The organism is Desulforhabdus amnigena (assembly GCF_027925305.1).
GTDB classification, from domain to species: domain Bacteria; phylum Desulfobacterota; class Syntrophobacteria; order Syntrophobacterales; family Syntrophobacteraceae; genus Desulforhabdus; species Desulforhabdus amnigena.
This window is the reverse complement of sequence record NZ_BSDR01000001.1, coordinates 625,985-651,958: the sequence shown is the minus strand read 5'-3', so window position 1 is coordinate 651,958 and position 25,974 is coordinate 625,985. Positions and strand designations below refer to the sequence as shown.

26 protein-coding genes are annotated in these 25,974 nt (G+C 51.7%); 21 read left to right on the top strand and 5 right to left on the bottom strand.

The features are described from left to right. The first annotated feature begins 93 nt into the window (after window positions 1–93). The 15 genes from QMG16_RS02935 to nusB all read left to right on the top strand — a co-directional run bounded on the left by QMG16_RS02935 (window position 94) and on the right by nusB (window position 14,245). Window positions 94–597: a hypothetical protein gene (locus QMG16_RS02935; protein ID WP_281792173.1), complete on the top strand. Its 504-nt coding sequence runs from the start codon at window positions 94–96 to the stop codon at window positions 595–597. Between the two features lie 110 nt (window positions 598–707). Continuing rightward, the gene (locus QMG16_RS02930; RefSeq protein WP_281792172.1) at window positions 708–1,247 is read left to right on the top strand and encodes a YceD family protein; all 540 of its coding nucleotides are present in this window, start codon (window positions 708–710) and stop codon (window positions 1,245–1,247) included. 148 nt (window positions 1,248–1,395) lie between these two features. Continuing rightward, window positions 1,396–1,578 (top strand): 50S ribosomal protein L32, encoded by a 183-nt coding sequence (rpmF, locus tag QMG16_RS02925; protein ID WP_281792171.1) that lies wholly within the window; start codon window positions 1,396–1,398, stop codon window positions 1,576–1,578. A 539-nt stretch (window positions 1,579–2,117) separates the two neighbouring features. Further along, on the top strand, window positions 2,118–3,290 hold the full coding sequence (locus tag QMG16_RS02920) for an acyl-CoA dehydrogenase family protein (RefSeq protein WP_281792170.1): 1,173 nt from the start codon (window positions 2,118–2,120) through the stop codon (window positions 3,288–3,290). Window positions 3,291–3,316: 26 nt separating this feature from the next. Further along, window positions 3,317–4,108 carry an electron transfer flavoprotein subunit beta/FixA family protein gene (locus QMG16_RS02915; protein WP_281792169.1) on the top strand — a complete coding sequence of 264 codons (792 nt, stop codon included), beginning with the start codon at window positions 3,317–3,319 and terminating at the stop codon, window positions 4,106–4,108. Then, window positions 4,105–5,298, top strand: a complete 1,194-nt coding sequence (locus QMG16_RS02910) for an electron transfer flavoprotein subunit alpha (RefSeq protein WP_281792168.1) — start codon at window positions 4,105–4,107, stop codon at window positions 5,296–5,298. Before QMG16_RS02915 ends, QMG16_RS02910 begins: the two co-directional genes overlap by 4 nt. Window positions 5,299–5,722: 424 nt before the next feature. Then, a complete protein-coding gene (gene fabG, locus QMG16_RS02905; protein ID WP_281792167.1) occupies window positions 5,723–6,466 on the top strand; it encodes a 3-oxoacyl-[acyl-carrier-protein] reductase in 744 nt (247 codons plus the stop codon). Window positions 6,467–6,572: 106 nt separating this feature from the next. After that, on the top strand, window positions 6,573–7,829 hold the full coding sequence (fabF, locus tag QMG16_RS02900) for a beta-ketoacyl-ACP synthase II (RefSeq protein WP_281792166.1): 1,257 nt from the start codon (window positions 6,573–6,575) through the stop codon (window positions 7,827–7,829). 111 nt (window positions 7,830–7,940) lie between these two features. Beyond that, window positions 7,941–8,399, top strand: coding sequence for a ribose 5-phosphate isomerase B (gene rpiB, locus QMG16_RS02895; protein ID WP_281792165.1), 459 nt, complete (start codon window positions 7,941–7,943; stop codon window positions 8,397–8,399). Between the two features lie 133 nt (window positions 8,400–8,532). Further along, window positions 8,533–9,768, top strand: a complete 1,236-nt coding sequence (glyA, locus tag QMG16_RS02890; protein ID WP_281792164.1) for a serine hydroxymethyltransferase — start codon at window positions 8,533–8,535, stop codon at window positions 9,766–9,768. Window positions 9,769–9,834: 66 nt separating this feature from the next. Beyond that, on the top strand, window positions 9,835–10,959 hold the full coding sequence (gene ribD, locus QMG16_RS02885) for a bifunctional diaminohydroxyphosphoribosylaminopyrimidine deaminase/5-amino-6-(5-phosphoribosylamino)uracil reductase RibD (protein ID WP_281792163.1): 1,125 nt from the start codon (window positions 9,835–9,837) through the stop codon (window positions 10,957–10,959). A gap of 12 nt (window positions 10,960–10,971) precedes the next feature. Then, a complete protein-coding gene (locus tag QMG16_RS02880; RefSeq protein ID WP_281792162.1) occupies window positions 10,972–11,634 on the top strand; it encodes a riboflavin synthase in 663 nt (220 codons plus the stop codon). 130 nt (window positions 11,635–11,764) lie between these two features. After that, a complete protein-coding gene (locus QMG16_RS02875; RefSeq protein ID WP_281792161.1) occupies window positions 11,765–12,994 on the top strand; it encodes a bifunctional 3,4-dihydroxy-2-butanone-4-phosphate synthase/GTP cyclohydrolase II in 1,230 nt (409 codons plus the stop codon). After that, complete coding sequence (gene ribH / locus QMG16_RS02870) at window positions 12,991–13,458, top strand: 6,7-dimethyl-8-ribityllumazine synthase (protein WP_281792160.1); 468 nt, start codon at window positions 12,991–12,993, stop codon at window positions 13,456–13,458. The genes QMG16_RS02875 and ribH overlap by 4 nt, the downstream gene beginning before the upstream one ends. A 304-nt stretch (window positions 13,459–13,762) precedes the next feature. Next, window positions 13,763–14,245 (top strand): transcription antitermination factor NusB, encoded by a 483-nt coding sequence (nusB, locus tag QMG16_RS02865; RefSeq protein ID WP_281792159.1) that lies wholly within the window; start codon window positions 13,763–13,765, stop codon window positions 14,243–14,245. 85 nt (window positions 14,246–14,330) lie between these two features. Here the strand turns inward: nusB and QMG16_RS02860 are convergent, their stop codons facing one another. Together QMG16_RS02860 and QMG16_RS02855 are read right to left on the bottom strand one after the other, a co-directional pair. Then, on the bottom strand, window positions 14,331–14,753 hold the full coding sequence (locus tag QMG16_RS02860) for a hypothetical protein (RefSeq protein ID WP_281792158.1): 423 nt from the start codon (window positions 14,751–14,753) through the stop codon (window positions 14,331–14,333). 299 nt (window positions 14,754–15,052) lie between these two features. Continuing rightward, window positions 15,053–15,244 carry a rubredoxin-like domain-containing protein gene (locus QMG16_RS02855; RefSeq protein ID WP_281792157.1) on the bottom strand — a complete coding sequence of 64 codons (192 nt, stop codon included), beginning with the start codon at window positions 15,242–15,244 and terminating at the stop codon, window positions 15,053–15,055. A gap of 511 nt (window positions 15,245–15,755) precedes the next feature. On the opposite strand from QMG16_RS02855, the gene QMG16_RS02850 reads away from it, so the two are divergent. The 6 genes from QMG16_RS02850 to QMG16_RS02825 all read left to right on the top strand — a co-directional run bounded on the left by QMG16_RS02850 (window position 15,756) and on the right by QMG16_RS02825 (window position 21,453). Continuing rightward, window positions 15,756–17,765, top strand: a complete 2,010-nt coding sequence (locus QMG16_RS02850; RefSeq protein WP_281792156.1) for a SpoIIE family protein phosphatase — start codon at window positions 15,756–15,758, stop codon at window positions 17,763–17,765. Further along, entirely contained in the window at window positions 17,752–18,291 is a 540-nt protein-coding gene (locus tag QMG16_RS02845) for a SiaB family protein kinase (RefSeq protein WP_281792155.1), read from the top strand. Before QMG16_RS02850 ends, QMG16_RS02845 begins: the two co-directional genes overlap by 14 nt. Window positions 18,292–18,301: 10 nt before the next feature. Continuing rightward, a complete protein-coding gene (gene siaC, locus QMG16_RS02840) occupies window positions 18,302–18,679 on the top strand; it encodes a biofilm regulation phosphoprotein SiaC (protein WP_281792154.1) in 378 nt (125 codons plus the stop codon). Between the two features lie 36 nt (window positions 18,680–18,715). Next, window positions 18,716–19,114, top strand: coding sequence for a hypothetical protein (locus tag QMG16_RS02835; protein WP_281792153.1), 399 nt, complete (start codon window positions 18,716–18,718; stop codon window positions 19,112–19,114). Between the two features lie 323 nt (window positions 19,115–19,437). Then, window positions 19,438–20,727 carry a M48 family metallopeptidase gene (locus tag QMG16_RS02830; protein WP_281792152.1) on the top strand — a complete coding sequence of 430 codons (1,290 nt, stop codon included), beginning with the start codon at window positions 19,438–19,440 and terminating at the stop codon, window positions 20,725–20,727. A gap of 15 nt (window positions 20,728–20,742) precedes the next feature. Continuing rightward, window positions 20,743–21,453, top strand: a complete 711-nt coding sequence (locus QMG16_RS02825; protein WP_281792151.1) for a DUF554 domain-containing protein — start codon at window positions 20,743–20,745, stop codon at window positions 21,451–21,453. Window positions 21,454–21,503: 50 nt separating this feature from the next. Here QMG16_RS02825 and QMG16_RS02820 read toward each other — a convergent pair whose 3' ends face one another. Genes QMG16_RS02820 through QMG16_RS02810 form a run of 3 tightly spaced genes read right to left on the bottom strand, consistent with a single transcriptional unit; the run spans window position 21,504 to window position 25,783 of the window. Further along, window positions 21,504–23,351: an ABC transporter ATP-binding protein gene (locus QMG16_RS02820; RefSeq protein ID WP_281792150.1), complete on the bottom strand. Its 1,848-nt coding sequence runs from the start codon at window positions 23,349–23,351 to the stop codon at window positions 21,504–21,506. Between the two features lie 24 nt (window positions 23,352–23,375). Then, complete coding sequence (locus tag QMG16_RS02815) at window positions 23,376–25,169, bottom strand: ABC transporter ATP-binding protein (RefSeq protein WP_281792149.1); 1,794 nt, start codon at window positions 25,167–25,169, stop codon at window positions 23,376–23,378. A gap of 14 nt (window positions 25,170–25,183) precedes the next feature. Further along, window positions 25,184–25,783, bottom strand: coding sequence for a flavodoxin family protein (locus QMG16_RS02810; RefSeq protein WP_281792148.1), 600 nt, complete (start codon window positions 25,781–25,783; stop codon window positions 25,184–25,186). Between the last annotated feature and the right edge of the window lie 191 nt (window positions 25,784–25,974).

Sequence of the window (25,974 nt, the reverse complement as noted above, 5' to 3'; positions counted from 1 at the left end):
AAGAGGGAAAAACATCTCTTCCCTCGCCATGAAGCCGGTTTGCAAGATTGTAGGAAAAACTGCCCATCAGCCCCGTAGAAAGGGAATCTGCGCATGAAGAAAATGAGTTGTCTGCTTGCAGCTTGTTTGGTTGTTTTTACTCTCTTCGGTTGTGGAACCACACGAGAACAGACATTTGAAGACACGGGGACTCCTGCCGCAAAAAACGTTCAGATCCGCGTGGTGGATGTATCCAACAGAACGGGAGAGATATTTGACGTCGACGTTATCGGAATGCTGTGGACGGCGCTCAACGAATCTCTGAAAAAACAGGGCCTGCTTTGGGTGGGAGATCCGTCGACAACCCCATTGAAGATGGAAGCCGAGATTGTAGAATATCAAAAAGGGAATTTCTTTTTGCGATACACCCTTCTTCCATGGGGAAAGACGGTTCTTTCGGTCAAATGCAGCATCAAGGACGGGGACCGCCTCGTGGCGACGGCGGAGGCCACGCGCACCATCTCCGTTACTCATGACGCCATGACCCTTTCAGCCTACAGGAAAATTTTCTCGGAAGTCGCTGACGACCTTATCCATGACCTGACGCCAAAAATCTGAGATTGCCTTTTGATTCGGTCCGCAGCTGTAGTTAAAATTTCTTGACAGTTTACCGAGGATCTCTATACTCAACGATTTACAAATTTGCACACAAGAAACAAGGGAAAGTTATGCGGATACGGGTCGACGAAATACCGGATTTAGGCCGGTTCCTTCACTTGCATTGGGATCAGAGTCAGCTGAGCCAGTTTATCCCTCCGGATGATCCATTTGAAATCAACCTGCCCCATCCTGTCAACGTGGATCTGGAGCTCAACAGGTTTCCTGACCACATTCGGATTCAGGGAACTCTTCAGGGAGAACTTCAGGTCAACTGCCATCGTTGCCTGACGCCAGTCCGTTTGAGCCTGAACGAACCGATCGATCTCTTTTTGTTCAGCGAAGAAAAGGCACCCCAGGAAGATGAGATCGAGCTTGAAGCGGAAGATCTGGACTATTCTTATTTTGACGGCGAGGTCATCGATATAGACCTTCTGATTGCAGAACAGATATTTCTTGCCCTTCCCTTCAAGGTCCTTTGTTCGGAAAACTGCCGGGGCCTTTGTCCGGGCTGTGGTGTCAACCTCAACGAAGAACCTTGCCGGTGCAAGAAGAGCAAGGAAACTCCCTTTTCCAAGCTGGAGGAAATCAAGGCCCGCTTACCCGGTTGAGCAAACATTTGGGGATGGGGGCAACTTCCACTCATCACGGCACGGATTGTTCAAGGGGAACCATTCAAACAAAGTTTTTATAAAAAATTCGATGAACACAAATTGTTTTTCAGAGCATTTATTCAAATCGCTGAAAGGAGAATGAAAGATGGGGGTACCCAAACGTAAGACATCCAAAGCACGACGCGACAAAAGAAACGCTCATAGAGGATTATCGATACCTTCTCTGTCCCACTGCCCTCAGTGCAATGAGTTGCGGTTGCCTCACCGTGTATGCCCTGGTTGCGGTTACTACCACGACCGTCTTGTGTTGGAGTTCGAAGAAGAATAGAGGGCCTCTTCTGCCAATGGAAACCGGGCGCGGCACGTTTTAAAAATCCAAGGCAAGAATGATGCCGCGCTTCGGGTCAGGAACCAATCTCTACCGGCATCATTCCTCGTGAATGGCTGGATCTTTTGAATGGAAAGTGAGATGAGCCCCGGTCGCCCGCGATTCAAATATGCAGGCAATGAGAGAGCCGGGATTGGAAAACCTCAGGATCTCATTTTCAAGTTACCTACAAGAGGCCGGTTGTGCCGTTTTTTCAGACGCAACACGCCAGGAGGCCTTTCTGATCTGAAAATCTCGCCGGATCGCTGGAGGTGAGATTCAAGCATCCTTGATTAAAATTTAAGGTGCGGACTGAACTCACCAAGCGGGAGGGGTATTTTTGTTTTTTGGAGGGGGAACTGACCGGTCAGTCAGCTCCGTTTCCCCTTATTTGGCGCAACAGAGGCTGCACGCCATTTTCTGTCTCGGAAATGCAGGGAATACAAAAACGGCATCTATCCCTGCCATCGAAAACCGGGGCGGATAAGGAGAACCTAAAAGTGGATTATTTCTTAACTGAAGAACAAAAGATGATCCAGGAGCTGGCTGCTCAGATCACCAAAGAAAAAATCAGACCTGTGCGGGCGGAACTGGATGAAAGCGAAGAATTTCCTTCGGAAATCATGAAAATTCTCGCTCAATCGGACCTTTTCGGGCTTTACATTCCGGAAGCCTATGGGGGAATGGGCGGAGGCATCCTGGAAAACTGTCTGGCCATCGAACAGCTGGCTCAGGGCTGTATCGGCATTGCCACCTCTTTTGCCGCAAGCGGTCTGGGGGCCTACCCCATCCTGCTGCATGCCAATGAAGAACAGAAACAAAAATATCTCACCGATATAGCCAGTGGAAAACGCATCGCTGCGTTCGGCCTTACGGAATCCGGAGCAGGCAGCGATGTTTCGGGCATTCAGACGACGGCAGTACGGGATGGCGACTATTATATCCTGAACGGGACGAAACAGTGGATCACCAATGGCGGTGAAGCGGAAATATATTCCGTTCTGGCAATCACGGACCGGTCTAAGGGGCCCCGTGGTGCAAGCTTTTTCATTGTCGAAAAGGGTGATCCGGGGTTTTCATTCGGCAAGAAGGAAAAGAAACTCGGTATTCGCGCTTCGGCAACCCGCGAACTGGTTTTCCAGGACTGCCGCATCCCCAAGGATCGACTCATTGGCCGCGAAGGCATGGGTTTTATCATCGCCATGAAAACCTTCGATAAATCCCGCCCCGGCATTGGCGCGCTCGGCGTAGGACTAGCCCAGGGGGCTCTGGACATCTCCGTAGAATATGCACGCAAACGCGTTCAGTTCGGCAAGCCCATCATTGCCTATCAGGCTATCCAGCACAAACTGGCGAACATGGCCACCAAAACGGAAGCGGCCAGGGCATTGATCTATTCCGTCGCCAGATACATGGATGCCAATGATGCCCCCGACGCCAGCAAGGTGGCGGCAATGTGCAAAGTCTTCGCAGGCGATGTGGCCATGGAGGTGGCTACAGAGGCTGTTCAGGTCCTTGGAGGGTATGGATACATGCAGGATTACCCCGTTGAGAAAATGATGCGGGATGCCAAAATCCTCCAGATCTACGAAGGCACCAATGAAATCCAGCGCAATATCATTGGGCAGGAGTTAAATAAGGAATACAGCCGGATAAAAGATACCTTCTTTTAGCGGCAATGGGAAAAAAGGAAAGATCCATGCATATTGCTGTATGCATCAAGCAGGTTCCCGACACCAAGAATGTACGGATAGATCCCGACACCCATACCTTGGTCCGCCAGGGTGTGGAAAGCATCATCAACCCCTTTGATCTTTTCGCCGTGGAGGCGGCATTAAAAATCAAAGATGAAACCCAGGCTAGAATCACTGTCTTGACCATGGGACCGCCTCAGGCGGACGAGGCACTTCGGGATGTCCTTTCCCGTGGTGTGGATGATGCTGTCCTGTTGAGTGACCGGGCGTTTGCAGGCGCCGATACATGGGCTACCTCGACCACACTGGCGGCCGCCATTCGAAAACTGGGAGACGTCGACCTCATCCTCTGCGGCAAGCAGGCGGTGGATGGCGATACCGCACAGGTGGGACCCGAAATGGCTACCCTCCTGGATGTTCCCTATGCAACTTTTGTCAAGAAAATTCAAATGCTCGATGGCGGCGATCTAAAGATCTTCCGGCAGACGGATGAAGGCGTGGAAATCTGGAAGATGCCCACCCCTTCCCTTCTCACCGTTATCAAAGAAGTGGGAGAACCGAGGCTGCCCTCCTTACGGCACAAAATGCGCGCCAAGAAGGCCGAAATCCCCGTATGGGGCGCAGCGGACATGGGACTGCCCCCCGAAAGCGTGGGACTTTCAGGCTCCTTCACTCAGGTGGTGAGGGTCTTCAGCCCGCCCCGCCGCACCGATCGCGTTTTGATTCAGGGAACCATCGAGGAACAGGCCGAACAACTCTATCGTCATCTCAAGGAAGCCAAGGTGCCAGGTCTATGAAAGCCATTGTCGATCGTCAAAAATGCACTGTGTGCGGGGTCTGCACGGATGTGTGTCCTTTTGGAGCCATATCGCTCAAAGAAACCTGCATTGAAATTTCCGATGAGTGTACCCTTTGTGGCATGTGCGTAGATACCTGTGAATTCGGGGCGCTCTCCCTCCCGGAGGTGGGAACGGGTCCCGCTGCGGATTTAGCTTCCTATAAGGGGGTCTGGGTATTTGCTGAATGGCGGGAAGGCGTCATCCACAAGGTCGGCCACGAATTGCTGAGCGCCGGGCGCAAGCTGGCGGACAAACGCTCCGTTGAACTCGCCGCGGTCTTGTTGGGCTACCAGCTCGATAAAACCACCATTGAAGAACTCATTTCCTATGGCGCAGACGTCGTCTATGTCGTGGATCATCCGGAGCTCGCCCATTTTCGGGATGAAGCCTATGCCAAGGCCATCGTGGAGCTGATCCGTCAGAAGAAACCTGAAATCCTTCTGGCCGGGGCCACCAGCATGGGTCGTTCCTTCATCCCCCGGGTGGCCGCTTCGGTAAAGACCGGCCTCACGGCGGACTGTACAGAATTGGACATCAGCGACGAAGGACTTCTGCTCCAGACACGCCCAGCCTTTGGAGGCAATGTCATGGCCACCATCGTGTGCCCGAACCGGCGCCCTCAGATGGCGACAGTTCGCCCCAAGGTGATGAAGCCGGAGAAAAAGCCGGGCCATCACGGGCGCGTTGAAAACTTAACCCTGTCTGAAGAATGCTTCAAAAGCCGGGTGGAAGTCCTGGAAGTCATTCCGGAACAGGATCAGACGGCAAAACTCACGGAAGCCGATATCATCGTTTCCGGAGGACGCGGTCTCCGGAAGTCCGAAAATTTCGCGATTGTTGAGGAGCTCGCTCAGCTCATCAAGGGAGCTGTCGGAGCTTCCCGCGGGGCTGTCGAAGAGGGTTGGATCGCTCCATCCCATCAGGTGGGACAGACGGGCCGCACGGTCGCTCCGACTCTCTACATGGCAGTTGGAATCGCCGGAGCCATCCAGCACGTAGTGGGGATGCAGGGTTCAAAAGTGATCGTGGCTGTGAACAAGGATCCACAGGCTCCCATCTTCGATGTGGCCACCTATGGAGTTGTCGCCGATCTTTTCGAATTCGTCCCGGCCTTCGTTCAAAAGATCAAGCAGGAGCGTGGAGAGTAGGCTTGAGGAAGGAGTCCTAGGTACAATGAATGCCAAAGAACACGCATTCCGCTGCCCATGAATTTCATGCAGCCTTTTTTGTTGCATAATAGTGGATTACCATAATTACGCGGTCATTTCTTTGTAGGAACGGCTTCCAGCCGTGACAGGAACCGACAACCGAGCACTTTGTCGCGGCAGGATGCCGCTCCTACGAATATGTATGAAAAAACGGCTGCGTAATTACGAAGACCAGCATTTAGAGCCTATCTGAAAACCTACCTCGGCAGCGAACACCCCCCTTCAATTCTTCCCTCGAGGGGGGACCAAGAGGGGTGTCGCAAAGTCCACAGGTAGTTTCCGAATAGGTTCTTAGTAAGGGTGGAGAGCTCCCTGCGTATCGGTTACTTATATGCAGGGAGCCAATAAAGTGACAGGAGCATCCATGAGTGAACAACGTGTGATTGTGGTAACGGGAGCCAGCCGGGGTATCGGACGGGCCATTGCCGTAGCGCTGGCAGCCCCCGGACACGATATCATCGTGAACTACCACTCCAATCCCAAGGCAGCCGAAGAAACAGCGGCAGCAATAGAAGCCCGGGGGGGAACCCCCCACTTGCGTCCCTTCGATGTCTCAGATCCAGAAGCGGTAAAAGATGCTTTCAAAGAGATCACAAAAGCATGTGGCCGAGTGGATGTACTCGTCAACAATGCCGGAATCACGAAGGACAACCTAGTGGCTCTCATGAAACCGGCCGAATGGGATGAGGTGCTCAACACCAACCTCAAAGGTGCGTTTCTCTGCTCTCAAGCCGTTGTAAAGACCATGATGCGCCAGCGCTACGGCCGGATCATCAATGTCACTTCCGTGGTGGGCGTCATCGGTAACGCAGGGCAGTGCAATTATGCTGCGGCCAAAGCCGGTATTCTGGGCCTCACGAGATCTATGGCCCGGGAACTCATTTCAAGAAACATTACGGTCAATGCGGTAGCCCCCGGCTACATCGAAACGGATATGACGCAAAAACTTCCGGAAAAGGCCCGGGAGGCGCTCCTCCCACAAATACCGGCCGGCCGCGTTGGAGCTCCGGAAGATGTCGCAGCGGCGGTCAACTTTCTTGCCTCAGATGCTGCCGGATACATCACGGGCCAGGTGATTCATGTCAACGGGGGCATGTACATGGGGTGATGCGGTGCTCGTGTTTCATAAATGATTTCCAGAAAATCGCCACGTTCCGGGCAAACACCGTCAGCATCTACACCCATGCATCGTTCAGTCAGTCAGGGAGAATTTTATGGAACCCAATTCACGTCGTCGAGTAGTCATTACGGGAGTCGGCCTGGTTTCACCTTTGGGGATAGGCAACGAGGAAAACTGGTCCAGCCTTATGGCGGGCAAATCCGGAATCGGCCCCATCACGCGCTTTGATACAACCGGTTTCGCTACGCGCATTGCCGCTGAAGTCAAAGACTATCACCCGGAAGAGTTCATTCCCAAGAAGGAACTCCGCAAAATGGACCCGTTTCTGCGCCTGGCCCTTGGAGCTTCCCGCCTGGCCTTCGACGACAGCAAGCTCAAGATCCCCCCCGATAGGGCCCATCGCGCCGGAGTCTTTATGGGCTGCGGCCTTGGCGGTTTGACCACCATCGAAGATTATCACAAAATCCTCATGGAATCTGGCCCCAAGAAAGTGAGTCCCTTTTTTATTCCCATGCTCATCGGCAATATGGCTCCCGGCCTGATTTCCATCTACCACGGAGCCAAGGGCCCCAATCTCGCGGTGCAAACGGCGTGCGCAGCGGGAACGCATGCGGTGGGACAGGCCTTCCACATGGTGCGGGACGGAATGGCGGATATCATGATCACGGGCGGTGTCGAATCCGTTGTCACGCCTCTCTGTGTAGCGGGATTCAATGCCATGCGAGCCCTTTCCACGCGAAATGATGCCCCTGAAAAAGCTTCCCGTCCTTTCGAACGGGACCGGGACGGCTTTGTTCTCGGAGAAGGGGCGGCAGTGGTCATTCTCGAGGAAATGAACATGGCATTGGAGCGTGGCGCCAAAATATACGGCGAAATAATCGGTTTTGGGGCATCGGGGGATGCATACCACATGGCCGCGCCCGCACCCGAGGGTGAAGGTGCCGCACGCTGCATGCAGATGGCCTTGGACGACGCCGGCATCAAAGCCGAAGAGGTACAGTATATCAATGCACACGGGACATCTACGGACCTCAACGATAAGTATGAAACTCAGGCCATCAAAACAGTCTTTGGGGAACACGCGAGAAAATTGGGGGTGAGCTCCACCAAATCCATGACAGGCCATCTGCTGGGAGCGGCCGGAGGGGTTGAAGCCGCCTTCACTGCGCTCACACTGGAGCGGCAGGTGATGCCCCCCACGATCAATTATGAAAATCCCGACCCCGATTGCGACCTGGACTATGTGGCCAATCATCCGAGGGAGGCTCTTATCGACGTGGCTTTGTCCAATTCCTTCGGCTTCGGTGGAACGAACGGAACACTGGTCTTCCGCAGGTGGACCGACAAGTAGCAGTCCGTGCGAAATGGGCTGCAGGTTTTGATCGGACATTCATTGCTTGAGCAAAACGTTTTTGACAAGTGCATACCGCCCCTCTGGGGGCTAAAAAAGCAGGTATTTTTCATGAAAATCATTGTGGGATGTGATCATGGGGGCTACGAGCTGAAAGAAAAAGTGGTTCCCCATTTAAAAAAGCAAAATTATGAAGTAGAAGACATTGGTACTCATAGTATGGAGTCCGTGGACTATCCCGTTTACGCCTTAAGGGTAGCGCAGGCCATCGCCGAAGGGAGAGCGGATCGCGGCATTCTGATCTGTGGAAGCGGCATCGGAATGTGCATGACGGCAAACCGGGTTCCGGGAGTCCGGGCCATCCAGATTTCGGAACCCTATGCCGCAAAAATGAGCCGTCGCCATAATGACAGCAACATTTTGTGCCTGGGGGGGCGTTTCATCGGCCAGGACCTGGCCTTCGAGGTGGTGGACAGCTGGCTCAAAGAGCCGTTCGAGGGCGGACGACACCAAAGGAGAGTGGATTTGATTGATTCCCTGGTTCAAGGGCTCAATTCCAAAGACCGATAGGTACCTGTAAGCTTCTGCTGGGATAATGAAAATCGGAGGATGGCAATCAGATTTTTCCATCCCGCTTTTTACCACACCAGATTTCTACAGAGCGGTTCAATTCATTTTTTTCTGTTTATGAAAGGGAAAGGGGATGTCGCAGCTCATGGTTGTAGACCCTGAAATTGCTCAACTGATTTTCAAAGAGGAAAGTCGTCAGAAAAACAAACTGGAACTCATCGCTTCGGAAAACTTTGTGAGCGATGCCGTTAGAGAAGCTCAAGGCTCTGTCTTAACAAACAAATACGCAGAAGGTTATCCCGGAAAGAGATACTACGGCGGCTGCGAATTCGTCGATCTCATCGAGACTCTGGCACAGGATCGGGCTCGGAAGCTTTTCAATGCCGAATACGTCAACGTACAGCCTCATTCCGGCTCTCAGGCCAACATGGCGGTCTATTTCTCGGTCCTCAAGCCCGGCGACACCATTCTTGGCATGGATCTCAGCCAGGGGGGGCATTTGACTCACGGGAGTCCCGTAAGCTTTTCAGGTAAGCTGTTCAACGTAGTTTCCTACGGCGTCCGCAAGGATACGGAGCAAATCGACTTCGACCAGGTAGCACAACTGGCTGCAAGGCACCGTCCCAAGCTCATCATCGCTGGCGCGAGCGCTTATCCCCGCACGCTCGACTTTGAACGCTTTCACGCGATTGCCAAAAGTGTCGAGGCCTATCTCATGGTAGACATGGCGCATATCGCGGGACTGGTGGCTGCGGGCCAGCACCCGAATCCCGTTCCCCATGCCGATTTTGTCACCACCACAACGCATAAAACCTTGCGGGGACCTCGAGGCGGTATGATTTTGTCTCAACCGGAGTTTGCCAAAAAACTGAACAGCCAGATTTTCCCCGGCATTCAGGGTGGGCCTCTCATGCACGTCATCGCAGCCAAGGCGGTGGCATTCAACGAAGCTTTGCAGCCTCAGTTCATCGAGTATCAAAAGCGGGTGGTAGCCAACGCCAGGCGGCTGGCTGAAAAACTTGCAGGCTACGGTTACAGGCTCGTTTCCGGCGGTACGGACAATCATCTCATGCTGGTAGATCTTTCTGCGACCTCGCTCACGGGCAAAATCGCAGAGGAAACTCTGGATCTCGCGGGAATCACCGTCAACAAGAACGCCATTCCTTTCGATACCCAGAAGCCTCAAGTCACCAGCGGCATCAGAATCGGCACTCCGGCTGCAACCACGCGCGGCATGGATGTGTCGGATATGGATGAGGTTGCATCCTTTATTCATCGGGCGCTCCAGTCGGTAGGAAACGAAGCTCAATTGAAATCGCTTAAAGCTGAGGTGGCGGAATTCTGTTCTTCGTTCCCCATGTTCAAGTAATCAGCCCCTCAGATCTTTCTGCTTCTGAAATTTCCAGCTGGGCCGCGATGGAAAAAGTGTGAATCTATGATTCGACATTCTGATCAAGACCGGGTCTTCATGCGGGAGGCCTTGCGCCTGGCCGCCAAGGGAAGCGGATGGACCAGTCCTAATCCCATGGTGGGCGCCGTTGTGGTTCGCGACGGCTCCATTATAGGAAAGGGCTACCATGAAAAAGTGGGCGGCCCCCACGCAGAAGTGAATGCCCTGCGTGAGGCGGGCAGTGATGCACGGGGAGCAACGCTCTATGTGACTCTCGAACCCTGCAACCACCATGGACGGACGCCTCCGTGCACCGAGGCCGTCCTCAATGCCGGAATTTCGCGTGTGGTCGTGGGAATGGACGACCCCAATCCTCGAGTTGCCGGAGGTGGTACCGGGCGTCTCAGATCCCAGGGCCTGGAAGTTGTTTCGCACGTCCTCGAAAAGGAATGCCGGGCTCTGAATCAGGCGTTCATCAAACATGCAACGACCGGAATGCCTTACATTACTCTGAAAGCCGCCGCCACTTTGGACGGACGCATTGCGACGCATTCCGGAGACTCCAGATGGATCAGTAACGAACGGTCCAGGCGTTTTGTGCACCATCTGCGATGTGTTTTGGATGGGATTCTCGTGGGCATTGAAACCACTCTGAAAGATGACCCTCAGCTGACCGCGCGCCTGTCCGGAAGACCTCCATGCCGACAACCTATCCGCATGATCCTCGACACCCATCTGCGAATTCCCCTGGAAAGCAAACTGGTGCAAACAGCTTGTGAGGTACCCGTCTGGGTGTTTTGCGGGGAAAAGGCCTCCCGGGAAAAGGAAGCCCTCCTGCTGGCTGCGGGCGTAGAAGTGCTCCGTCTTCCCGTGAAGGAAGAACACATCGATCTCGCAGCCATGACCGAGATGATTGGAAAACGGCAGGTATCCAGCCTCCTGGTAGAGGGGGGAGCGAGGGTCCTGGGAGCTTTTCTGGAGGCAGGTCTGGCTGACAATTTTCACTTTTTTTATGCGCCGAAAATTTTGGGAGATCCGGAAGGAGTGCCCATGATTTTGGGCCGGGGCAGGGACAAGATGTCCGAAGCACTGCCGGCATACGATATCCGGACCAGGCGCTTCGGTGAAGATGTGATGCTTTCGGGTAGATTCCACGAACACCTTTATTAGAGCGGGGATTGCATGTTTACAGGACTCATCGAGGGCACGGGCACCTTATTGCGCATCGACCATCAAGGCCCCGATGCTAAAATGGTGATCCAGGCAAATTATGCCATGGAAGGATTGACTCTGGGCGAAAGTATCGCAGTTGACGGCGCGTGCCTCACAGTGGTTTCATTCCAGGGAACGGTATTCACTGCCGATGTTTCGGCGGAAACTCTCAACCGAACGACCCTCGGGCGAAAAATGGCCGGGCAACATTTGAACCTGGAACGGGCTTTGCGCATGGGGGATCGCCTGGGAGGGCACCTGGTGAGCGGCCACGTGGACGGGATAGGCGTTTTGAAAGAGCGCAAGAAGGAAGGGCGCTCCTGGAGGCTCTTTTTCGAAGTACCCCGCGAGCTGTCGCGCTATATCATCGAAAAGGGTTCCGTTGCCGTCAACGGCATCAGCCTCACCGTAAACGGCTGTTCCGAGGGGAGTTTCGATGTCAATATCGTCCCCCACACGGCGAAAGAAACCACCATCAGCGAATTTCAGATCGGCGATGAAGTGAATATCGAAACCGATATCATCGGGAAATACGTTGAAAAGATGCTCCGTAGCTGGACGCCGGCGGAAGAGAAGTCCACAAAATCCAGCCGTATCGATGCCGCGTTTCTCCAACGGCACGGCTTCCTCTGAACCCCCATTTCTTTGGCCCCGCCTGCTTGTTAAAGGCCGGTGTTCATGCTATAGAAAGTAGGTTTTGATACATTCGCGCAGGGCCTTATAGGGGCCCTTATCATTTTTTTCATAAAAGGAGTTTTACAAAATGCCTGTGGCAACCATCCCTGAGGCTTTGGAAGACATTCGCCAGGGCAAGATCGTCATTTTGGTGGACGACGAAGACCGGGAAAACGAAGGTGACCTGTGCATGGCCGCAGAAAAGGTGACCCCCGAGGCCATCAATTTTATGGCCAAATATGGCCGAGGTCTGATCTGTCTCTCCCTGACCCCCGAATACGTTGAACGCCTGAAAATTCCCATGATGGTCTCCGACAACCGCTCTCCATTTCAGACCGCCTTCACGGTTTCCATCGAAGCCCGCCACGGAGTATCGACGGGAATCAGCGCTGCAGATAGATCCCACACCATCCTGACGGCCATTGCAGACAATGCTCGGCCGGAAGATCTCGTCAGTCCCGGCCACATATTCCCACTCCGCGCCAGGAAGGGCGGGGTTCTTTTCAGAACGGGCCAGACGGAAGGGTCCGTGGACCTCGCCAGGCTCGCGGGATTGAAACCGGCGGGAGTCATCTGTGAAATCATGAAGGATGACGGAACGATGGCCAGAATGCCGGACCTCGAGGAATTTGCAAAGGAACACGATCTCAAAATCGTCACCGTAGCGGATGTCATCAACTACCGCATGCAGCATGAAATGTTCGTTCACCGTGCGGCCACGGCCAACCTTCCTTCGGCATTCGGCGGCGAATTCAAATGCATCGTATATAGCAACGACATTGACGAATACAGCCACATCGCCCTCGTCAAGGGAGAGATTCACCCCGAAGATGAAGTCCTCGTAAGAGTCCACTCGGAATGTCTCACGGGAGACGTTTTCGGCTCCCTGAGATGCGACTGCGGGTCCCAACTCCGTGCGGCAATGCTGCAAATCGAAAAAGCTGGACAGGGCATTGTACTCTATATGAGGAATCATGAGGGAAGAGGGATTGGTATTGTCAATAAAATCAAGGCCTACGCTCTTCAGGAGCAAGGTTACGACACGGTGGAAGCAAACAGGGTGCTCGGGTTCAAGGACGATCTGCGGGATTACGGCATTGGAGCCCAAATACTGGTGGATTTGGGCGTCAGGAAAATGCGGCTCATGACGAACAACCCCAAAAAGATTGTCGGCCTCCAGGGGTATGGGATCACCGTTACGGAGAGGGTTCCCCTTGAAATCCCCCCCAACGAATGCAACATTCGATACTTGAGTACGAAGTGTACGAAAATGGGTCATCTGCTGAGCTGCATTGAAGAAAAGGAAGCGCAGAAATGAAAATCTATGAAGGGAAACTTCTCGCTCAGGATCTCCGTTTTGGGATCATTGTAAGTCGCTTCAACGATTTCATTGGAGAGCGACTCGTGGGGGGAGCCATCGATGCTCTCAAGCGGAGCGGTGCCGATGAGAAAGACATTGACCTGTTCAAGGTTCCCGGTGCCTTTGAAATTCCACTCCTGGCCAAAAAGGTCGCCAAAACGGGTCGGTATGACGCCGTCATTTGCCTTGGAGCGGTTATTCGCGGCTCTACGCCTCATTTCGACTACGTGGCCAATGAAGTATCCAAGGGCATCGCTCATGTCAGCCTGGAAACGGATATCCCCGTTGTATTCGGAGTTCTCACCACAGACACCCTGGAACAGGCCATCGAACGTGCAGGTTCCAAAGCGGGCAATAAGGGCTGGGATGCCGCCATGGCAGCCATAGAGATGGCCAACTTGATCAAGACGCTCAACCCTTGAATATATCTCCACGGGACTCCGTGGTTCGTCGAAGCAAGTGGCGAGAAGTTCTCACTCCACTGACCACTGAACGATTTAAAGTGACATTGTCGGATTTCATCTGAACCACGGAGACACAGAGGGCACAGAAAGGACTTTCAAATGAAATCCTTATGCCCTCTGCGTCTCCGTTAATCAATGTGATTTGCCGGGATACAGCGGAAAGCGAATTTTCTGTAAGATAGATTTTGATAAATATGAGTGAAGCCTGAAAAAGGGGTGGGGTTTTTCAACCGCCCCTTGCGCTTCTCCGGAGATACAAAAAGTGAAATTGAAATTGAGTCGAAGAAGGCGATCGAGAGAAATCGCGCTCCAAATCCTTTATGCCATGGAACTGAGCGAGACGCCTCCCGAAGATGCCATTGAGCTTTATTACAAGCTTTTCGATGATGAAGAGGATATGGACTTTGATATTCCGATGGACGTAAGGCCTTTTGCGGAAGATTTGGTCCAGGGGGTCGAATTGCACCAAGCTGAAATCGATGAACTGATCACCTCATCCTCCCAGCACTGGCGCTTGTATAGAATGCCCGTCGTCGACCGGAACATCCTGCGCATCGCACTCTACGAAATGCTTTATCGCCCGGATATCCCGCTCAAGGTTTCCATAAACGAAGCGGTAGAACTGGGAAAAACATTTGGGAGCCAGGACTCCGGTGCCTTCATCAACGGCATATTGGACCACCTTCTGCCGATATTGCAGGAAAAAAACCGGAACCCTGCTCCCAAGGAACAAGAAAGTTCTTGATATTACTCACACCCGTCATACGAGAGTCCACACACCAAACTCCGTATTACACAAGCACATCTGAAGCATCCATGAAGGAAAGCCACTATTTGGGAAATTCTATAGTAACCGATTCTCCTTCTTCATCCTGCTCCATACTCACAACGAGTTCAATGCTACTGTCCCGAATCCCCAAGGCCAGCGGGAGGCTTCCCTCCCCACCCTCGATGTGAGTGATCCCTTTCACGGTTTCAAAGATCTTTTCCCCCACTTCGGCGCCCGGTGAGGGGAGTTCGGACTTACGATACTTGGCTATCACCTTTACCTCGCCAGACGGGGTCTTGGTGATAGATATTTTTTTGGCATTGTTGTTGATCCCATGCAAAGCGGCCAGAGCCAGCCACTTGAAGGCTCCTTCCTCCTTATCGGGTTCCGATTTCACCACCGACATCTCTCTCAGTGGATCCGTCGTTGCATAGCAATCACAAAATTCCTGGACTTTTAGATGCAAACCACCTTTGTCTCTCATGAATGTACCCCTCCTTTCGAATGAGGTTTTCACTACATGGACTTAACTTGAAATATCATCGTTGTAGTAAAAATTAGCCACGGCATCATTCAAGTCAAGCGGAAGAGGCAAAATAATGCCCTTAAAAATCAAGGATTTCCGATTCAAAGGAAGCTGAGGTATAATATAAACGGTGCAAGATAGGTGACTGAACGCTCGAACTCAATTTCTGCAGGGAAGTGCACAAGACCAAACAGAGAGAATCAAAGGGAATCCGCTGAGATCAACTGTTCAAAAGGAGCGGACAACTCGGAGAGCGACTATTTCTCGCCGGATTTGTAGCTTTCCTGGAATACCTGCGGATTGATATTGTGAGATTCCGGACCACCGCATTCGGGAATGTAACAGGTCACATCGACAAATTCACACTTTTCCTTGCAGGAAGGACAAACGTCGGGAGGAACTTCAACTTCAATGGTGTTTCCGCAATTGTTGCATTTAAAAATGGTCATTTTCTTGCTCCTTTTAAAAAGAGGGGTAAAAACCGACTTTGAGCAGATACCAACTCAATCCATCGTATTTATTTGCAAAACAGACAAAAAACCGAATGGATCCACCTGATGATGTTCAACAATGTTCGCTTCATTCAAAACCAAGCATGTTTTGACAATATAACTTTCCAAACCGGAAAAATCAACCAATCACAATGTCCCACACCCGTTCTCGTTCTATATTTTAGATGGCTCTTCTTATCGCCCCATTGTCATATGAATCACGGAAACGCGGAGAGCACAGAGAAAGACCTCCAAATGAAATCTCTATGTTCTCCGTGTCTCTGTAGTCTCTGTAGTCCAAAAGAATGAATCCTCTTGTAATGCCCATGCCCAGCGTTTTCAGGAAGTTTTTTCAAGGATCATTTATTAGTATATATGATATAGTAAGCTTTTTTTAAAGGTATTGAGACTATGACTTATTCTTATCAGTTCGTACTGCAGCAGCAAGTACGCTTGATGAGGGACAACCATGAGGACTCTCAAGAGCAAATTTACTCTGATCACCTGCCTGGTCTTCTTGATCATTGGCTCCCTCACTCTCATTGCCTTTTACATGGGCACCGACAGAATTATCAGGGACTTGGGAACGAAGTTTGCCATAAAACACGCCCTGCTGGAAAAAAACAAGATTCTCTCCGTGATCGATCGTGAAGTGGCGTTAGCCCTGAAAATGGCTGACGACCGGATACTGAAGGATTGGTGCCGGGACGAGGAAGATGAGAACCTGCGAAAGCTCGCTTTCGAGGCATTGGAAAGCTATCGAAACATTTTTCGTGATAAAAGCTATTTCATCGCTGTGAGGAATTCGAAACGATACTATGTGTACGACACCAAAGCGCAAAAAGTCGATATTACCCTCCTTAGCGAAAAGAAGCCGGCAGACAGATGGTTTTTCGATGCTCTGCAGAAAGTGGATACCTTCATCCTGAACGTGGATTACAATGCGATCATTAATGACTCCAAAGTATGGATAAATGCCGTTTTGAAGGATGAGAACGGCTACAAAATCGGTGTGAGCGGAAGCGGGATCGATATCAGTGATTTCATTAATGAAATCACCCTGTCGAAGGATAAAGGGATATCCGCAATATTAGTGGACAGGGCCGGCATCATTCAAGCCCATCCGAACAGAGAATACGTCAAACATAACGCAACCGTGTGGGAGGATGAAAAAAAGCTTATGGTATATCGCCTTATGGGCAATCAGGAGGACAAAGACCGCCTCACTCAAGCCATCGAAGATCTGAGCTTGGAAAAGCGAGAAGTAGAGACCTTTCCGATGACCCTCGAGGGAAAGCGATATCTTGCAGCTGTGACTTATATGAAAGGAATCGGTTGGTATAACGTGGTCTTGATGGATGTATCCCAGATCCTGAAGATCACAAATTTCCTGCCAATCATCGCCGTAGTCCTCCTGTCTCTTTTCCTGATGCCCTTGATCGTTACCGCCATGCTGAACAAAATCGTACTGAGGCCTCTCTCAAACCTTACAGATGCTTCACGACGGGTCTCGCAAGGGGAATACGACTTTTCTCTTCCTGCTGCACGCAATGATGAAATCGGTCAACTGACCGTAGCCTTCAATACGATGACCGCCACCGTTCTCGATTATACTCGGAATCTTGAGAACAAAATTCAGGAGAGAACGACGGAGTTGAGCAATGCCTACCACAAGCTGCAAGAAGCCCAGAAGCAAATCATGGACAGTATCGATTATGCCAGGCTGATACAATCGTCCATACTTCCCCGGACTTCTCTCTTCGATCGATATCTTGAGGAATATTTCATTCTTTACATGCCGCGCGATATCGTGGGAGGCGATTTTTACTACTTCAGGGAGGTCGGGGAGCGTTTCCTGATCGCCGTGATCGACTGTACGGGTCATGGAGTGCCCGGCGCGTTAATAACCATGACAGTAAATGCCCTGCTCAATCACATCCCGGATGCCGTTTGCGTGGAAGACCCAGCTCGAAACCTCGGTGAACTCAACCACCTCATCAGGAATACCCTGTACCATGACACTTCGGACCTTCTCATCGATAAAGGTCTTGACATCGGGTTGTGTCTTTGCATCCCGGAAGAAGCTAAGATTGTTTTTGCAGGTGCAGGCATCTCTCTCTATCATTTCGACGGAAACAGGGTCTCAGAAATCAAGGGGGACAGGAAGCGCATCGGCTATAAAACCTTAGCTGAGGAATTTTCCTATACGAACCACGAACTCAATGTAAGAAAGGGCACGCAACTTTATCTCACCACCGACGGCATCCTGGATCAGGCCGGAGGCGCAAAGGGATTCAGTATGGGAAGGGGGCGTTTCATGGAAATGATCCAATCCTTCGCTTTCCTGCCGATGAAGCAACAGGAAGAGATGTACAGACGTGAACTGGCCGAATATCGCGGAGGAGCTCCGCAGCGCGATGATATCCTTTTCCTGGGTTTTAGTATGATGACTGGAGGAAAAACCAATGGTGATGCATGAGATGATGAGGCTGAAAAACCAATTCACTGAGAAGGGAATTTTGATCTGTTTCAATGGTCCATTTTTACACAGCATCATTGAAGAGCTCGGCCTTGCGATCCGGAGACACCTCGAAAATGAGGAAATTAAAAAAGATGCCATGATGGATGTTTTCGCGGTTTATATTGAGCTGACGCAGAATGTAAAAAATTATCTCACAAAAAAACAATTTCCTCCCAAGGAATTCAATATCGCCACTATAATAATCGCGAAGAAAAATGGTAAATACACCATAAGCTCCGGTAATATAATCAAAAAATACGATGCAACCGAACTGGTTGAAAAAATTGAACGACTCAATGCCCTCGACAAGGATGGACTGAAGAGACTTTACCGGGAACAGATTCGAAGGGAAGTCCCCCCAAACGCCACAGGGGCCGGTGTTGGCCTGATCGATATCGCACGAAGATCTTCCAGAAAGCTGAAATACCTGTTAAACGAGATCAACGACAACTACAATTTCTTTGTTCTCACTGCCGAGGTTTGAGGGTTAGAGTATGGAAGTATTGAATGTTCAGCCGACCACATCAACGCCGGCTATCCGATCCGATTTATCAGCAGGCATTCTCGAATTGTCTGGGGAGTCCTACCCGGAGAATTCTTTCGAATTCTACACTCCTGTACTCTCCTGGTTGCAGGAGTATCTCGAGGAGTCGGAGTCTCTTCAGTTGGATATTAAGGTAATCTATATGAACAGCAGCAGTATTAAGTGCATGTTGGATATGTTGGACATGCTGGGGAATGCGGCAGCGAGAGGCAAGGAGATCGTCATCAACTGGTACTACGACAGGGAAAATTCTCGCGCTTTGGACCTGGCGGAGGACTTTCGTGAAGACGTGAAACTGCCGTTCAATATAATTCCCGTAGAGGGCTGAATTCCAAAGGTTACGGTCGAATTGAGAAAGGTGAAAATGGAAGACAGGATTGTCCAGAGGGCGGAGAAATGTCTATCGCTGCATTCAGGAAGCTCATCTCCCATTTACAACGAGTATAAAATTCTGCTCGATGAATATGAGAAGCTCCTCCATAAATTCAACAAGGTTATCGCGATCAGCGACAAGTATCAAATCCAATTGCAGGAGGTGACCCATGACTTAAAGTCAACTCTCATGCAATTGAATCAGCTCAAGGAAGTCATCTTGCCAATCTGCATTTTCTGCAAAAAGATCCGTACCGATAACAACTATTGGCAACAGATCGAATCCTACTTTGCCCAGCATATTGATCTTGCGTTCAGCCATGGCATCTGTCCCGAATGCATGAAAAAGAAATACGGTGAATTTTTGAAGGATGTTGAGCCTGACCAATAGAAGGTACTATCTCGATTAAGAGCCTATCCGAAAACCTGCCTCGGCAGAGCGGCTCCCCCTTCAATTCCCTCCTCAAAGGGGGACCAACAGGGGTGTCGCAAAGTCCACACGGGGGTCTCCGGATAGGTTCTAAGCCATAGATGCCCCTTGGGCGGACCCCATGAAAAGCGTGGTCAGACCGGATGCCTGATGGAATTTCCAGGGCTTTTATGCCTGCGTAGCGCAATCCGGTCACGACTGCACCTCCTCTGAGGCATGTTATCCTCTCTAAAAAGAGACAGACTCTTTTTTATTTACCAGACCACAAACACCGAGAGTTCCAAATGCTTCAAGTAAATTACATTCTCACAAGCTTCCTGGCGATCTACATCCTCCAGTTCATTTTTTCTTTTTGGCTGGAGCGCATCAACCTCGAATATATGAAACGCTATGGAAGTCGCGTTCCCCTTTTTTTCGAAGGAATCCTCATAGAGGAGAAGCTCTCGCAGATCACAGCCTACACTCGGGCCAAAACCCGGCTCGGTCTCGTCTCGGACCTCACATCCCAGGCGATCCTCCTGGCCCTGATTCTCTCGGGATTCATGCCGGCCCTGGGCAATCGCCTGGAAGACGCACAGTTTCACTTCATACTTTCGGGCTTCCTTTTTTTCATGATCCCTGGATTCATTCTGTACCTCGCGGAGCTCCCCTTCGACTATTACCACTCCTTCGTGGTTGAAGAAAAATTCGGTTTCAACCGCTCCACCCTCGTCCTCTGGATCATGGATCACGTCAAATCGGGAATGATTTCCATTATCTTGTTCGCCCTTCTTTTGAGCGCGGTCCTGTCGGTCATTCGAATCTCACCCACTCTTTGGTGGCTGTGGGCCTTCCTCATTGTTTCTGCCGTGCAGCTCACCCTGGTAGTGCTGTACCCGATCCTCATCGCACCCATTTTCAATAAATTCGAACCGATTCAGGACGAGGAGCTCTCGGAAAAGATAAAAAACCTCATGGAAGAAAACGGGATCAAAGTAAAAAAGATCCTTCAGATGGACGCGGGTCTGCGGAGCCGCCATACCAACGCGTATTTCACAGGAATTGGAAAAACCAAGCAGATCGTGCTATTTGACACTCTCATCGAATCTCACTCGCACGAAGAAATTCTGTCGGTCCTGGCACACGAAGTGGGGCACTTCAAGGCAAAGCACGTCCCCAAGCAGCTTCTGTTTTTTGAACTCTCCATGCTCGTCGGCTTCTATCTGACCTATCGCCTTATGGAGTGGCCCCTCATGTATTCAACTTTCGGCTTCCACGCGTCTCAAGTATACGCCGGGCTCTTCATCATCGGCATCCTCTGGCAGAAAGCGGGCTTCTTCCTTCAACCCTTCTACACGGCCCTCTCACGGCGTTTTGAACGCCAGGCGGACCTTTTCGCCTCCAGCTTCCTCAAGACACCGGATTTCCTCATTGCCGCCCTCAAAAAAATCGCTTTGGACAATCTCTCAAACCTGACACCCCACCCCCTCTACGTGGTGTTTCATTATTCCCATCCGCCATTGGTGGAAAGAATCGGGCTTTTGGAAACAGAGGGACACCATATGGAATCCATGCGGAACAATGCATCCAAATAAGAAGGAGATGATGTAATGGTAGGCACCACCATCAACGTGGGGACCATTCTTGCGGGAAGTATGCTGGGAGTCACCATCGGTTCCAGACTTTCGGAAAAGATGCGTGAAACCGCCCTTCAAGGGTTGGGGCTGGTAACGACTCTGGTAGGGTTGCAGATGGCCCTTGAGACCAAGAACATCCTCATCGTTTTGGGTGCTGTCCTCACGGGGGCCATACTGGGAGAAATGCTCAGGATCGACGAAGGATTGCAGAAACTGGGCACATTCCTGCAATCGAGTCTTTCCAAAGGAACCAAAGGGCAAACCGCCCGCAATTTCAGCGAGGGATTCGTCATGGCAAGCCTTGTCTTCTGCGTGGGCCCCATGGCCATTCTCGGTTCCATCCAGGACGGCCTTTCCGGCGATTACAGGACCCTGGCCGTAAAATCCATGCTGGACTTTTTCGCCGCCATCGCGTTTTCTTCAAGCCTGGGCTGGGGGGTAGGCCTCTCGGCATTTACCATTTTGATATACCAGGGCAGCCTGACTTTTTTTGCAGGCGTTTTCGCCGGAATCCTCACGGACCCCATGATCACGGAAATGACCGCTACGGGAGGACTCATCATTGTGGGTATCGGCCTCAAGCTTTTGGATCTCAAAGCGATTCGCCTGGCAAACTTCCTGCCCGCCCTCGCTATGGCTCCAATTCTGGTGGCCGTCGTTCCAATCATCAAGTCTCTTTTCTGAGCCTCTTCATCACTCTCCTTAAAGCGCTTTTCGCATTGAGCCGCACCGCCTTATGTGAAAGCGTTTCTTTCAGCATCCCCCTGGAAAAGTCCCGGGGCATCGCCCCGGTGATTCCCGTTTTGCAGGATCTGCAGGTGATAATAGAGCCCATTGCGGGACATCAGGTCTTCATGGGTTCCCTGTTCCACGATGCGGCCCTGATCCAAAACGAGGATGCGATCCGCCCGCCTGATGGTGGAAAGCCGGTGCGCTATGACAATGCTCGTCCGATGAGCCATGGCCACCTGGATGGCTTGTTCGATGAGCATTTCCGTTCCCGTATCCACATTGGCCGTAGCTTCATCCAGGACCAGGATTCGCGGATTTCGGGCAAGCACGCGGGCAAAGGCCAGGAGCTGCTTTTGGCCGGCCGAAAAATCCATGGCCCCCTCCCCTATTTTCGTTTCCAGCCCTTCGGGAAGATTTTTCACCAGTTCCGACAACTGCGAGAGATGCACGATCCGGTCCAGTTCTTCATCGGAAATCCGGCGATCCAGAAGGATGTTTTCCCTGACGGTCCCGGGAACGATGAAGACATCCTGCATGACCAGCCCGATCTGGTCCCGGAGCCAGTGAAGGTCCAGCTCTCGGAGATCCTGACCGTCGATGGTGATCCTTCCCCGAAGAGGATCATAGAGCCGTTCCAGCAGATTGATGAGCGTGGTCTTGCCCGAACCCGTCGCTCCCACGACAGCCAGGGTTTCACCGGGCTGCACATGAAAAGAGAGGTCCCTGATCACCGGCTGATCCGGTTCATATTCAAAATCCACGTGCTCGAAGGCAATTTCTCCGTCCACCTTCGGAGGCGAAACCGGCTGCGAAGGCATCGGCAAAATTTCCTTGTTTTCCAGCAGGTGAAAGATTCTTTCCGCCGACGCCATGGCAGACTGCACGATGGAGTATTTTTGAGAGAGCTCGCGCAACGGCTGAAAAAAAAGCCGCATGTAGGAAATGAAGGCTGTCAGAACACCAATGGTCATGTGCTCACGCAGAATCTCCCCGCCTCCATACCAGATGATCAGAGCCATGGATACGGAGCTCACCACTTCGATCAAGGGGATGAAAATCCCGAAAATCCGTATCTGGTAGAAGGTGGAACGGAAATAGCGATCGTTCAACTCGTTGAATTTCCGAAGCGTATCCCTTTCCCTCAAAAAGATCTGGATGACCGAAATCCCCGAAACCGCTTCCTGGATATAGGCGTTGATGGCGGCAAGATGGGTGCGAATCTGTCTGAAAGCATCCCGGCTCAACCGGCCGAAGTAAAGCGTGATCACAAGCATGACGGGGAAGGTCAGGCTCAGGATCAGGGCCAGCCGCCAGTTCATCCAGAAAAGAATCCCCAGAATACCTATCAGTTTGACCCCATCGTTGAAGAGCGTAACGATCACCGAAGTGAACATCTCGTACATGTTTTGAATGTCGTTGGTCAGCCGCGTAACCAGCCTGCCCACAGGGTGCCTGTGGAAAAAGGAGAGGTTCAGCTCCAGAATATGATGGAAAAGGCGCTGCCGCAGAGCGTGCATGACCCTCTGGCCGGTCCACTCCAACACCATGACCTGAAAGAAATTGACGATAAACCCCGCGAGGACGACCAGCAGGAAGATGCTTCCCAATTTTGTCAGGCCGTCGATCCTCTGTCCCATCTCCAGGCTCGCATCCACAATGTAGCGGTCCATTCCCATTTGAACCAGGCGGGGCAGAGCCAGGGTTGCAGCCGTGATTCCAATGGAGAGAAAGACGGCCAGGGCAACCCACCGCCACTGGGGCAGCACAAATGCCAGAAGGTGCCGCCAAAGTCTGATATCGCCGATATGGCCAATGTGATCGTCTTCGAAATAACCGTATTCGTGATTCATATTTTTTTCCCGATTCCTGAAAAATCATGCATTACGGGTTTGCTGCCTGTAAATGGTCGCATAAAAAGCGTTCTGCTTCAGGAGATGCTCATGAGTTCCCCTGTCTATAATCCGTCCGTCCTCCATGACCACAATTTCATGGGCATCAGCCAACGGGGCGACCCGATGGGAAACGACGATGCAGGTACGCCCCTTGAGATAACCGGCGATGGAACCGATGATGGCGTGCTCCGTTTCCATATCCACGGCCGACAGTCCATCGTCGATGATGATGATAGGACGATCCAAAAGCAGCGCCCGCGCTATGGCAAGCCTCTGGCGCTGTCCTCCCGAAAGCTTAACCCCCTTCTCGCCGATCCGCGTCTGATAGCCGTCGGGCATGGCCGCGATTTCGTCATGAATAGCGGCAGCACGGGCTACTGCTTCGATTTCCGCCTCTGAGGCATCCTGTCGTCCCATGGCAATGTTAAAGGCGATGGTATTGGAAAAGAGGATCACTTCCTGGGGTACGTAAGCGATGGCTCCCCTTACCGCTTCGAAAGGAAGCGTATTCACGTCCATGCCGTCGAAGAAAACCGTTCCATCCTCGACGGGATAGAGCCGGGCGAGGAGATGGCACAAGGTGGTCTTGCCGGCGCCGGTTTTTCCCACAATCCCAAGAAAAATGCCGGGCTGGATATTCAAATGAATCCCTTTTAAAACCTGCCCCTGCTGATTGGGATAGGAAAAAGACAATCCCCTGATAGAGATGTCGCCCCGCGTGATGGCGGTTTTAACAGGAACAACGGGCCCCTTGAGCTTCGGTTCCTCACGAAGCAGTTCCTGGATTCTTTGAAGAGAGGTGACGCCTCGCTGAAAGAGGTCCGTCACCCATCCCAGGGCCATCATGGGCCATGTCATGAGAAAAAGGTACGTTATAAAAGCCACGAAATCCCCGACGGTGATGGTTCCACCGATAGTCATGCGCCCTCCAAAGAAAAGCACCAGGAGCATGCTGATGTTTCCAATGAATCCGGATACAGGGAAAAGGGTTCCGTATATGCGTGCCAGACTCAGGTTGTCACGAACATAGGTTTCCCCCATGGCATTGAAACGGGAGGCCTGAAACGCTTCCTGGTTGTAGGCTTTGACCAGGCGGATGGATGAAAAAGTGGAGCGCACGAATTCCGTCATGGAGGAAAATTGTTCCTGAACCTTTCTGAATCGCCGATGGAGGCGGGAAGAGAGAAAGCGGGTGAGCAGGGCCAGGACGGGCATGGGGGCAATGGCGATGGCCGTCAGCACTGGATCGATGTAGGCCATGAAGGCAATGGCGGCAAACCCCATGAACACCGCATCCACAAAAGCCACCAATCCCATTCCGCTCGCGAGCTGGACCGAAGAGAGGTCGTTGGTGGCGAGCGCCATGATATCCCCGGGCGTTTTGCGCTGAAAAAAGGCCCTATCAAGAGATAAGATATGAGAAAACATGCGATTTCTTAGATCCGTTTCCAACAGGCGGGAAAACCCCAGGAGCAGGTTCCGCCAGAAAAATCGCATGACGGCGATCAATAAGGCCAGTAGAACGATATATGCCCCGTACTTCAAAAGCAGATGAGGTGTGGCCGTTCCCTTCTGCAGCGCATCCACGGCAAATTTGATGACCCGGGGAATCACGAGCTGAAAAAAATCCACTGAAACAAGGGTCAGAAAGCCGATAGAGACTCTCAAGGCATATTGCCTGAAATAGGGGGTAATGATGCGGACAGCCCCCCATGGGCCCTTTTTCCAGATGGGACTCTCCCCATTCCTTTTCTTCAAAACAATGAATTTTTTCACGCGCCCAACCTACCTCACCCCTTCTCCCTTGGCTGAAGGTCCTGGAAAAAATCCCTTCCCGCCCGATACGCCTCTTCGATATGTTCCGGGTGCTTGAGGACATCTCCCTCAAAATCCAATCCGCGATAGAGCAGGGATTTCGAAAGCTCCATGTCCAGCACATCAAAGAAATATTTGAGCGTCAACAGGGTTCCGTCAAAGAGTCTCTTCCCCCTCGTGGCTCCAACCGAAATGAAAAGTCCCTTGCGTGTCGGCTTCCGCTGACCGAAAACAGCTTCTTCGATCCAGTATTTCTTTACCCACAAAGACTGGCAACGGTCCATGAGGATCTTGGTATGAGCACTCACCGTATAAAAGAAAATAGGAGAAGCGAGCATCAGTCCGTCACAGGAGATGAGCCGGTCGTAAACTCCCTGAAAATCGTCCTGGATCACGCAGCGCCCGTTCTTCTTGCACCCGTAAATTTCCAGGCACGGGGACATTTTCAAATCCCGCAACACCACCTCTTCCACCTCGGCCCCGGCATCACGCGCGCCCTGCACGGCCTGCTTGAGCAGTATGGATGTATTCCCGTTGCGACGGGGACTTCCATACACTGCGAGAATCTTTCCCATATTTGCTCTCCCTCCTGTGAGCAGTCCATGATGTAAGAGTTCTGCATGACTCCACACTTCTCCATTCTGGTCTTTTTGAATTTTTTTCGTCAAGGGCAATAGAGAAATATTTCCGACTCATTCCGATTATAGTATTTTTAGTAAGTTGTCTTCGGTTTCCTCATTTAATCACTCGATCGTTGCGGTTTTTA

Coding starts and splice junctions, on each gene's coding strand:
- siaC (WP_281792154.1), top strand. CDS start 18,302: ATGGAAGTATTGAATGTTCAGCCGACCACATCAACGCCGGCTATCCGA.
- QMG16_RS02860 (WP_281792158.1), bottom strand. CDS start 14,753: ATGAGAGACAAAGGTGGTTTGCATCTAAAAGTCCAGGAATTTTGTGAT.
- rpiB (WP_281792165.1), top strand. CDS start 7,941: ATGAAAATCATTGTGGGATGTGATCATGGGGGCTACGAGCTGAAAGAA.
- QMG16_RS02875 (WP_281792161.1), top strand. CDS start 11,765: ATGCCTGTGGCAACCATCCCTGAGGCTTTGGAAGACATTCGCCAGGGC.
- QMG16_RS02855 (WP_281792157.1), bottom strand. CDS start 15,244: ATGACCATTTTTAAATGCAACAATTGCGGAAACACCATTGAAGTTGAA.
- QMG16_RS02835 (WP_281792153.1), top strand. CDS start 18,716: ATGGAAGACAGGATTGTCCAGAGGGCGGAGAAATGTCTATCGCTGCAT.
- QMG16_RS02915 (WP_281792169.1), top strand. CDS start 3,317: ATGCATATTGCTGTATGCATCAAGCAGGTTCCCGACACCAAGAATGTA.
- QMG16_RS02930 (WP_281792172.1), top strand. CDS start 708: ATGCGGATACGGGTCGACGAAATACCGGATTTAGGCCGGTTCCTTCAC.
- fabF (WP_281792166.1), top strand. CDS start 6,573: ATGGAACCCAATTCACGTCGTCGAGTAGTCATTACGGGAGTCGGCCTG.
- rpmF (WP_281792171.1), top strand. CDS start 1,396: ATGGGGGTACCCAAACGTAAGACATCCAAAGCACGACGCGACAAAAGA.
- ribD (WP_281792163.1), top strand. CDS start 9,835: ATGATTCGACATTCTGATCAAGACCGGGTCTTCATGCGGGAGGCCTTG.
- glyA (WP_281792164.1), top strand. CDS start 8,533: ATGTCGCAGCTCATGGTTGTAGACCCTGAAATTGCTCAACTGATTTTC.
- QMG16_RS02935 (WP_281792173.1), top strand. CDS start 94: ATGAAGAAAATGAGTTGTCTGCTTGCAGCTTGTTTGGTTGTTTTTACT.
- QMG16_RS02845 (WP_281792155.1), top strand. CDS start 17,752: ATGGTGATGCATGAGATGATGAGGCTGAAAAACCAATTCACTGAGAAG.
- QMG16_RS02830 (WP_281792152.1), top strand. CDS start 19,438: ATGCTTCAAGTAAATTACATTCTCACAAGCTTCCTGGCGATCTACATC.
- QMG16_RS02820 (WP_281792150.1), bottom strand. CDS start 23,351: ATGAATCACGAATACGGTTATTTCGAAGACGATCACATTGGCCATATC.
- fabG (WP_281792167.1), top strand. CDS start 5,723: ATGAGTGAACAACGTGTGATTGTGGTAACGGGAGCCAGCCGGGGTATC.
- QMG16_RS02880 (WP_281792162.1), top strand. CDS start 10,972: ATGTTTACAGGACTCATCGAGGGCACGGGCACCTTATTGCGCATCGAC.
- QMG16_RS02810 (WP_281792148.1), bottom strand. CDS start 25,783: ATGGGAAAGATTCTCGCAGTGTATGGAAGTCCCCGTCGCAACGGGAAT.
- QMG16_RS02910 (WP_281792168.1), top strand. CDS start 4,105: ATGAAAGCCATTGTCGATCGTCAAAAATGCACTGTGTGCGGGGTCTGC.
- QMG16_RS02850 (WP_281792156.1), top strand. CDS start 15,756: ATGAGGACTCTCAAGAGCAAATTTACTCTGATCACCTGCCTGGTCTTC.
- QMG16_RS02825 (WP_281792151.1), top strand. CDS start 20,743: ATGGTAGGCACCACCATCAACGTGGGGACCATTCTTGCGGGAAGTATG.
- ribH (WP_281792160.1), top strand. CDS start 12,991: ATGAAAATCTATGAAGGGAAACTTCTCGCTCAGGATCTCCGTTTTGGG.